Genomic DNA, 10,324 nt, shown 5'->3' on the forward strand with positions numbered 1-10,324 from the left:
GCGGAGAAGTCCGCTGAATTTTGCAGAAGTATCGACCATCATCTGCTGGTCGCCGTCCATGTGGGTAATAAATTCTTTTTTCAGTTTCATTTTGATTCCTCCGTATTCATTCCCTGATAGGCGATGATCGCCGCATCGGGATCCATATTACAATCTAAATGGTATATTTTCAGATGCTCACACATTTTATCCAAAAGCGTGAACACCGTCTGCATTTTTGCTCCGTTCATCGGTCTGTGTGTCTGCTGTAAGAGCATAGGGTATGCTTCTGATTTCGTCACTTGCCTGATCTGGTTTTCTTCACCCCGATACAGCATACAGATTGCTTTCAGGGGAGCAGATGTATTGGTACTGATACGGTGCTTTCCGTCATAGGGCGTACCGTAGACAGTCACACCGCTGTCCGCTATTTTCAAAAGCGGCTTATCATCATTTATCATGACAGCACGTTCACCGAAATGCTCACGCCAAAGGCGAGTATGAGTAGATTTTCCTGTGCCAGATTTCGCCGTGAACAGGTAAGCAACGCCGTCTTCAGCAATGACAGAGCCATGAAACAGCAGAATGCCCTTATCAATGAGCCGTTCACATAAATGACGATAGACCGATAGTGTTTCAAGGTAGGAATCCGGGAAATCCCTGATCGGATGTCCTTCCTTCACATCGGTCTGTGCCGAACGCTGCCGTTCATAATCAATATCTGATTTCGTTGTTTTTATAGTAAATTCTATCGGTTCGTCACACTGATACTCTTTACAAAGCTCATGTACTTCTTCATATAATGAATCTATTGCAAAGGCTGTATCTGCTATTTTATACGATTTTATCATGGATTCTCCTTACCCTGCCGGAATAAACGGCAGTTCGATCGGAGCTTCTGTTACAATATGAAATTCTTCAGTGGTATTATCTGTAGCTTCCTGTTCTTCAGATGCTCCCTCCGGCTCATAAATTAAATCACCTTCACTATTAGTTCTATCTCTTTCAGGAATATCTTCCTGCTCAGAGGAGGAGCCATTATTCTGTGAATGTTTTTCTTCACTTGCATTTTCTTTTTTTGAAGCATCTTCTTCCGATTCTGTATCGTGTTTTGTTTGATCATCAGTTTTTGAGGAAGGTGTTTCTGTTTGTTTCACAGCAGTTGTGGTAGTTGTATCTACATCACGCTTTTTTTCATGTGTGCTAACTGAAGTCAATAATGTTGTCTCAGTAGTTGCAGAAGTATGGCTGGTAGTCTCAGTACTATACGAAACAGTAGTTTCATGCTCAGTTGCATTTTTGTCATTAGAAGATCCGTTGTTGCATCCTGTCAGCATTATCGCACATACAGAAAACATCAATAATATTTTTTTCATCTATATCAACCTTTCTGATTTTCATAGATTCGATAAGAAACACACTATTATGTGTTTTTTATCCAACCTTTGAAATAGCAGTTATACCGGACGGGCGGAAAAATACTCCGCACGTCCAGTATAGATGCCTTATTTTCAATTAAACATTTTCAGCAGCCTGCCAGTACTTAAAGAGTGCTTTTACAAGATTCTTGCTCTTGCTTTTTACCTTTTCTGCTGATGCTGTTTTATCAGCCTTTACAACAGCATTGCAGTAATCCAGCGCACTATATTTAAGTGTATATGTTCCATCAACTGTCAAAGCATATTCAGTGTCAAGGTCTTTGGCAGAAATGCCAGTAATATCTACATAATATGCATTATTACCAGCATCGAACTTTGGTGTCAATGTGGTATTGCCTATCTTAAATGTGTGATTCTTAATATCACCACTACCCAGCTTGAAGTAGTGACGCATTGTGATCTCAGAGAGGAATGATAATGTAGTACCGTAATATGACATATCTTTCATATTGCCACTTTCTGAATAAGTGTACTGAGCAAGATCAGATGCTTCAACTTCTTCATAAGTATCCATTAAAAGAGGAGAAAGAACATAATTTGCGAGGGTCTCGTCATTGCCATCGTAATTATAGCTGAAGTAAACCTGTGCTCTTGAACCGTAGTTCAGAAGTTCCGCTGTCAGAATCTTTGTCTCATACGCTGCATCAGATGCAATTACTTTCTGAGCATAATCCTGAAGATTTGTTGTAAATGTATCCACTGCATTGCCGTTTCCATCTATCAGTGAGCAAGTCAGGTTTGTAGTCATATCCTTTGCCGGAATTTTAGTTGTAACATAATACTGATTTGCATCAGACCCTTTAACAGCTTTGTTGATGGGGAAAGTATCCTTTCTTCCGTCAGGAGTGCTAACCTCGATCTTTGCATTTGTATCTGCGACAAATGAATCACTGATATTGAAATAGGTGTTCATTTTAATGCTGCCGTCAAGAACGACCTGACTGCCGGTAAAAAGACCATTCTTTACATCAAGATACGCAAACTGCGTGCCTGTTCCAGCAGAAATAGCTTCCATAACAGGTACATATACCTGAACCTTGATACGATCTGTGTCAATACCGATCACATTGCCTGCGTTATCATATACAGCATTTACAGGAATTGATACAGTCTTGGGATACCACGCTGTTTTTGTTTTAGAGTTATAGAGCTTCTTATCGAACTTTGCTGATGTCATATCATTATAAATGTCAGTAAAGCCTGTGTATTCTTCAAGAACTGTTGCAGGAATTATCTCACCATCAGCATCTACAGACCTGAAAAATCCCATATAGCCTGTCTGTCCAGAGTAAGTCAAAGACTGAAAAGAAAGCTGAAGGGTTGCTTTACCCTCGCTGTCTACAACAACTTTACCCATCTGAATAAGAGCTGCATTTCCCATTGATTTGTCGTCAGGATTGTCAAACTTCTGAAGCGTTACAGGAACATAGCATTCCTTTACACTTGCTGCCTCAGCAACAAGGCCTACATTAGCGTGATTCTGCGGAATGAAACCGGGGAGTGCAGTAACTGTAAGTCCGGCGGCAAGTGCCATTGCCATAATCTTAAGTTTCATTTTTACATTTCTCCTTTTCATGACGATAGGGCAGACAAAAGACATTCTGCCTGCCCCATCTGATTATTCATAATTAGCCTTTGATGATATCACCGATATTACCATTAGTATCGTCGCCGATACCGCTGGTTGTGATAACATCCTCGCTCTCGAAACGGATTACCTCAGTTTCAGGTGTGATGTAAACATCCTTCATTCAAAACGCCTCCTTCATTAAGCTGTAGTCTTAGTAAGCTCTGCGTACTGATACAGCGCCTTTACAAGTGCCTGCAATTCATTGAGCGCTCCACTCTTGACCTCAGTCGCATTCAAAGCAGCGGCAATGTAATTGTAAACCCCGTACTGGAAATCTGTACCGTCCACAGTAATCTTAAACGGATTACCAAGCTGATTTGCATAAATGTTCTCGATTGCGATATAGTAGCCACCGTCAACAGCAACGGCATCTACAGCCTTATCGTTCACTGCGAAGCTGTGATTCTCAATTGCATCATCTACAGTGAAGTAAAGTCTGATATCGGTAGTATAATCAAATACAACTGCAGCACCATAATACTTGATGTTATCGCCAAGCTGAGGTACAGTAAATGTTGTTGCATTATCAGCAGTTTCCGGCAGAGTATTGTCAACATTTGCATATGCACGTTCTGTGTCAACATAAGCATTAGCTTCTGCATCCTTCTTTACAAAGTATTCCTGTGCATAACCGCCGTAAACAAGCAGGGACTTTGCGATTGCAGCGTCCTTATCGGAAACTTCAACGCCTTCGGTCGGATTCTCTGCATACCAGATCAGCTTTTCAAGATACTCCTGAACTGAGTATGTAAACTCATAAGAACCGATCTTCACTTTCAGTGTCTGTCCGATCTCCTTCGGAGCAACATTGAACTCGATCTTTCCGTCTTCACCGACTTCGACAGTCTCTGTTGAGCCGTCAGCCTTTGTGATATTAGCTGTAAGATCTCCGTCCTGTGCTGCTTCAAGGTTGTTCTTATTCATGCTGAGGTAGAAATCGAATGTTACGTCCTTATCAAGCTGTGCATTGTAACCTGCAACAGTGATGCCGTCAAGAGCCTTGATTGCATTTTCAAGGTTTGTTCCGAGTTCCTCCAGCTTATCAGCAGAGATCTCAGCTTTATTCAGCGGATCGTATGTACCGTCGAAAGCATCAAGCACTGCATCATATGCTTTCTGGACTTTTGCAATTGAATCTGTAGAAAAGCTCTTTTTGCTTGCAATTTTCAGCTTTGCAAGCTCAACCTGTCTTGTGAGGGCACTTATATCATATGAAAATAGAGCTTTCACATCATTTTCATTCATATTCTCTTTAAGAACAGGATTGAAAAAAATCAATTCTGCTTGTAATTCATCGACACCACAATTTTCAAATTCTGTGCCAGAAATTGCAGCCATCATAGGTGAAGCAATTGCAACTATATAAGAATTTGATTCATTAGAATATGATTCATCACGAAGTGAAATAACAGCTCTTTCAACACATCCCCATTCAGAGATTGCATCATAATCGCAGTTATTAGCAAGGCTTCCGTCATCATTAGTCAGGAATTTCAAATATTTTGTTGAATCTTTATAAACATTATTTTTTTCTGAGATATTATCACAGAATATATCGCCCAAATACAGCCCAACCACATCATCTTTAGCCATATCATGAAAATTCATATATAATGTTTTATTGCCATGTTCATCAACAACAATATATGCATCGTGGTCAACCGTTCCATTCGCCATAGACATGTTAGCTGTAGTAAGATATTTTCTAAGATGAACATTTATACTGTAAACGCCTGTTTCCAAATCATTTACATTAGCAGTCTTGTTGTTTTTCATTAGTGCAAACGTATAGCCATTTTTGAACTCTTTAGTGATCGACCATGTTTTATTTTCCAAATCAAATTCATTCGACCTTAAATCATGTGCAATAGCACCTGTACCATTTTCAGAATAGTATTCTGTAAAATAATCGTTCATATTAAAATCATCTGGTAACTTAATATTTAAAGTGGTTGCACCTTTTATTTCAACAGGATTATTATCTTCATCTTCAAAGTAAACGGTATATACTTCTACTGATTCTTTTTTATACGCAAGCGAGTCAGCGAAAGAAGAATAGTAATTATTATCTTCTCCAGCTACAACCCTTAAATGCACTGATTTATCAGTATAAAAACGAGTTGAATCTGTGTCAATCCAAATTTTATCTTCACCATTTACTGTATACTTTAAATTGATGGGGGTTGGTTTTGTAGCGCTTAATACAGGAACAAATGTGCCATCGGTTCCATCGTCTTTACTTTCGTAATCAACATATACATATTTTCCGAAAATAAGTTCTTCATCATTTTTATAGTTAATTTCATAATAAACACCATTTTCATCTTCGCCATAATTGAGCGCAGAGAAAGTTGTATTAACTGGAGTATAAAGCCAATCTACATATGAGCCGCTAAGGTTTTTGAGGTTAGGAGTTGTCATTACATCAGGCTTGGTAATTTCTTCGTTAATATAGTATCTTATGTTGTATCCATCGTCGTTTAATGTTCCAAGAGCACAACGTGTCAAATTTCTTATGTTACTATATCCTGTAAAATTAACAATTCTAAGGTAATTTGCATTCCACTCTTGAACATCTGTTGCTACAAGACCATCTGCATCTACAATTTTCCCCGAAGAAGCATTAGCAACTAATTCGTCTTTTGAAATGTAATCGGCTACATCCAGCATAAGATTAATATAGCCAAAATTGGTTTTTTTACCCATCGCACCACTTCTGGTCTGTTGATTATTCCATCTTAAAATACTTACAGTGTTATTATAATCCTCAATTTCAAAAGTTACATATGCAACATCTAATGTGCTATCATTTTTATCGTTGTCAACATATATGTCAGCATACTTAGTTGCTGGGTCATTTGTGGAACTCCACATATACGCATCATCAATACCATCAACCCAGTTTGTACACTTGTTAACGTTAGGTAAATCTGAGACTTTTTCTTTTAGTATATTAGGATAAGACTTTAAATCCATTTGCGAGTCAGATAGATATGACTGCTTAACAGGAACAAAAACATCGTAAAGGCTCCAGTTTTCAACCCCAAGGGTCAAATACGTTTTATCCTCAGTTATGTTCAATATAGCTCTTGGCGATAAATGTGTATAACATCCATCGTTTCCATTGCTTTGATCGATATTATTAAAAGTACTAAGCGATGTATATTTTATCGGAATGATATACTCTCCATCATCTAAACATAACGAATTATCTGCGGCATAGGCAGAAGAAAAGGACATAAATGTTGTTGTAAGCCCATTAACCGCAGTTAAAGAAGTAATCGTGGTTGCTACGGATAAAACCAATGCAATAAAGCGCTTATGCATAAATATCTCCTTAATTATCTTGTATTCAAAAAAGCATAAACTCAGCAGATCAAATAAATAACAAAAAACGTAGCTTTGCTAATCATTGATCTGCTGAGCTATGCAATCTTAAGTGTGCCTTTGATAAAACCATATTATGAACTTCAAAATCAACTATACAAATTGATTAGAAGTTTCATAGGTTCAATCTAAATGCTGTCTTAATGTTAAGTCGTAATTGCGAATACAACTTCAACATTAGGCATTGAAATATTACCGAATAAAGTTGTAACAGTCAAGTTATATGTTTTATTCACATTCAGCACGACACTGCCAGCGTATGTGCCGTTAGCTGTAGACGAAGAGAAAGAACTTGTGTCCAAATTGGTAATAAGATTTGCAGTAGTACCTGTTTCGACAATCGAGGAAACATAACCCTTTACAGGAATAAATCCGCCGATTTGATAGGTCTGTACGCAAAGATCAAACTCTACATCGCCAGTACTCTCATCATATGTGACAGGAGTTAAAATACTTCCATCATACATTCCAAACGGAGCCTGATTTCCGGAAGATGCACTGCAAAATCCGCCGTCACCGACATAAGTTGTCACATCTTCAGGATCAGTATACACATCAGCAGCACTTGCACTCATAGCAGTACCAGCCATCATTGTTGCGCCCATAACCAGTGCAGAGAGACCTGCAAGAATCTTGTTCTTTTTCATGATAATAATTCCTTTCTGTAATAGATTTGTTTTGTGCTTTTCACATCATCAGACTGCGCGCATCTTCAAATGATTCCAGCACAGTTGGTTCAGAGATTTCACCGTTGATCGGACAGCTTGACCTCTTTCGACTCACAAAAGCTTTTGTTGCTTTCCGTTACGCTCCGCCAGAGAGCATAGCAGAATTTTCGTTTCGCATCGACTATTGCCGACGCTGGGTTGTATTAAATGCCCGACAGCGTGTCCCGCCTTCGGACGTTTAACCTTTATTATAAGTTATTGGTTGCTAACTTATGGCTATATCATAGCACATCTGTCGACGTTCGTCAATCATTTTTTAAATAGCAAAAATGCAATCCGATTTGTGCAATCATTCTATTTTTTAAGGTAATTGTTGGCAGGCTTTGATTTTTGCTATACAAAAAACGCCGATTTTTTGATTGCAAATTTGTAAATTAAATATTCAAAATTATATACAATCAACATAAATCCAGATGTTATTTCACAAATGTTTGTAAAAGCAAACAAGACCGATTTTGTATCGGTCTTGTTATACTAATGCAATATTACAGACAGCATTGCCCGCATGTTTACGGGATTGCCGTCCTTGTCTATCATGCCGCTGTTTGAACAGGTAGCACTGATCTCAATGTTGCCCTCCAGCACACGGCTCGCAACCTCATCACCCGTATAGGAAAACTCAAAGCAGTCCATAGGTATCTTATAAGCGTCATTTTCTGTCTGCATGGGAACATAGCAGTTGCCGTTCCAATACATAAAATTATCTGGTTTGCCAGTTATGAGCTTCTGATCGCCGGAGCGCTCAGACGACAATGTCTGTGGAAAGATGACAATATATCCTCTGCCGTTGTGGATACGCATCTCGCAGTTACGCTTGAAGGCACGATTTGCCATAGCCAGATGGGAATGGGGCGTGTGAGAATTAAATTCCAGCTTATAAAACTTTATCGGCAGAATATAGAAGCCTTCTTTGATACGTCTGCTTAACTGCTGCCCCGTGAATGTAGTATCGGCTTCAAAAAGGCTTTTTATTTTGTAATGCTGATCTATCCTCTCCATTGCATCGAACAATGTGTTTGGAAACCTGACAGCCATTCCGAGAGCGATATCCGGAATATCAGGAGCATTTACATTTTCATAATTAAGATGTGCGGTTGCCGTTTCGATTTTTGCAAGTATTTCCTCAGCTTCTTCTATTCCGCTTGAGGTAAGTGTTAATTTACGCTGATTTGATCTATCGATCAATCCTATCTCGCTCAATGCCTCACCGATACGACACACCTCATAATTCTTGAGTTCATTTTCTTTAGCAAAATCAGAATATCGAAGAGAATAATCGGGAGAATGATAGAACGCTATCAGCAGCTTTGCTTGTATTTCGGTAAAAACCATGATATTTACTCCTATCTCGTTAGCAACCACAAACTAATATATCACATCTTTCGAGAAAAGTCAATAGATAATTTGAGAATACAATAATCCAGTTTAATACTTTTGCATATTATAATTATCATCTTGCTGCTGTGAACCATCCTCTTTAATTCCAAGTTCCTGTTTCTTGCGTTGGATAAGGTGACGAAGTTTCTTATCAGTGCGTGATATTCTTCTTCGGCTTCGAGCGTTGTCTTCTTCTATGATCCGCCCGAAGTCAACAAGTAAACTGACAATGGTATTTGATATCATATAGTTGTGACCGTTATCATAATTAATCAGCCTTTCTGCGTACTCGTTTCCTTCGGAAGCAGACTTCGTAAGCCATTCCAAAGCTTTTTCCCTGTCGGAAGCGATTCCGTCTTTTCCGAAAAGATATATCTTTCCAAGCCAATATGAAGCCCACGAATTATCATCAGCAATAGATTCAAACAGCTTAACCGCTTTGATAACGTCATATTTTTCTTGTGTAAGATATAGTTTTGCAAGCTGATATATCGCATGACGGTTATTAGCCGATGATGCTGCCGACAGATATTTTTCAGCTTTGTCATAATCAACGGGAATGTATTCACCGTTAAAATACATCTTTCCCAGCATATATTGTGCATATTTGTTATCAGCCACAGCAGGCTTTTCCAGCCACTTGAAAGCTATGTCAGGTGCTTTTTCAGTACCGCATCCGTAAAGGTACATCTTGCCGATACGGTATTGAAAGTACGAACTCATTTTCTTTGCTTTAGGCTCTATATCAATAAAACCTGCAAGTGCCTTTGCAAAATACCGCTTAGCTGTTTCATCATCGGTACTGTACCTACCCATGTCATAAATAGCAAGTATATTTCCTTTATCAGCCTCCGACTTCATAACAGCGAGCGCCTCCGCTTTTTTATCATCTGTCGGGTACTGTGATTTGAGTATCCTCGACGCTGACTTGTATCCATCTGACCATTTGAAATAATAATTGCTGCCGCTTTCTTCAGTATCAACATACTCATAGTCATCAGCGAAAGATACATCAGTATCTTCCTCAATATCATCGTGAATATCTTCAAGCTCGCTGTCAGGAATCTCAATCATATTTACGACTTTTCTTATGATCATATTTTTTACCGAGCGGAACTCCTTGTTCTCAGCAAGCGTTGGAAGTTCCTTGTCTTTTTGCGTGTACATTTTATACTTAGCCTTTTCAAATTCGCACCACTTATCATACAGCTTTTGAATATCTTCATTCTGTGATAACAGAAAAAATATATCATCTACTGTCTGCTTGATCTCTTTAGGAAGATATCCATACATCTTCTTTCCGCCGACGCTTTGCAGTTGAGCATTTAATTTTCTGACCTTTGTAACAAGCCTTTCATCAACAACTCCGCTTCCGATCCGAGATAATATTTCACTCATCTGATCTTCGGACAGTGCTTTCAGTTCATCACGGGTAAGAGTTTGCTCCTGATAAATACTTTTCATATCTTCATGAAAAATATCGTTTGCAAAAGCTGAACGTATTGCAGCCATACCTTCTTTTGTAAGGTATCCCATCACCAAAATCAATATCATAGAGGAGAATACAGTGATACATATTTTCCTCGTCATCATAGTACATGAAATCCTTGTTTCTTTCTAGAAACGCCAAACTCATAAAAGGAAACCGTGAGATATGCTCGAAGTTTTTATGAGTTACGGCAATTGCCTTTTCGATTACACATTTTTTAACATTAAAAGTGGCAGGTTTCTCCTCAAGATGTGTGTTCAACACCAGCTTATCAGAAAACTCCATAAAGTGATCT

The 10,324-nt window shown here is 38.7% G+C and carries 9 protein-coding genes; all 9 read right to left on the reverse strand.

All coding sequences use genetic code 11. The features are described 5' to 3' along the window. Nucleotides 1-86: 86 nt before the first annotated feature. The gene (locus K5677_RS13435) at nucleotides 87-830 is read right to left on the reverse strand and encodes a hypothetical protein (protein WP_296728971.1); all 744 of its coding nucleotides are present in this window, start codon (nucleotides 828-830) and stop codon (nucleotides 87-89) included. Between the two features lie 9 nt (nucleotides 831-839). Next, nucleotides 840-1,355, reverse strand: coding sequence for a hypothetical protein (locus K5677_RS13440; protein ID WP_296728972.1), 516 nt, complete (start codon nucleotides 1,353-1,355; stop codon nucleotides 840-842). A gap of 139 nt (nucleotides 1,356-1,494) precedes the next feature. Then, nucleotides 1,495-2,973: a hypothetical protein gene (locus K5677_RS13445; protein WP_296728975.1), complete on the reverse strand. Its 1,479-nt coding sequence runs from the start codon at nucleotides 2,971-2,973 to the stop codon at nucleotides 1,495-1,497. Nucleotides 2,974-3,046: 73 nt separating this feature from the next. Then, the gene (locus K5677_RS13450) at nucleotides 3,047-3,169 is read right to left on the reverse strand and encodes a hypothetical protein (protein WP_296728979.1); all 123 of its coding nucleotides are present in this window, start codon (nucleotides 3,167-3,169) and stop codon (nucleotides 3,047-3,049) included. A 17-nt stretch (nucleotides 3,170-3,186) separates the two neighbouring features. Then, nucleotides 3,187-6,375, reverse strand: a complete 3,189-nt coding sequence (locus tag K5677_RS13455; RefSeq protein WP_296728981.1) for a hypothetical protein — start codon at nucleotides 6,373-6,375, stop codon at nucleotides 3,187-3,189. Between the two features lie 206 nt (nucleotides 6,376-6,581). Then, nucleotides 6,582-7,082: a hypothetical protein gene (locus tag K5677_RS13460; protein WP_296728983.1), complete on the reverse strand. Its 501-nt coding sequence runs from the start codon at nucleotides 7,080-7,082 to the stop codon at nucleotides 6,582-6,584. Nucleotides 7,083-7,637: 555 nt separating this feature from the next. Beyond that, nucleotides 7,638-8,495 carry a hypothetical protein gene (locus K5677_RS13465; RefSeq protein WP_296728985.1) on the reverse strand — a complete coding sequence of 286 codons (858 nt, stop codon included), beginning with the start codon at nucleotides 8,493-8,495 and terminating at the stop codon, nucleotides 7,638-7,640. Between the two features lie 93 nt (nucleotides 8,496-8,588). Next, nucleotides 8,589-10,004 (reverse strand): tetratricopeptide repeat protein, encoded by a 1,416-nt coding sequence (locus K5677_RS13470; protein ID WP_296728987.1) that lies wholly within the window; start codon nucleotides 10,002-10,004, stop codon nucleotides 8,589-8,591. 4 nt (nucleotides 10,005-10,008) lie between these two features. Further along, on the reverse strand, nucleotides 10,009-10,324 hold a 316-nt coding region (locus K5677_RS13475), incomplete at its 5' end, for a hypothetical protein (protein ID WP_296728990.1).

Source organism: Ruminococcus sp. (assembly GCF_024684275.1).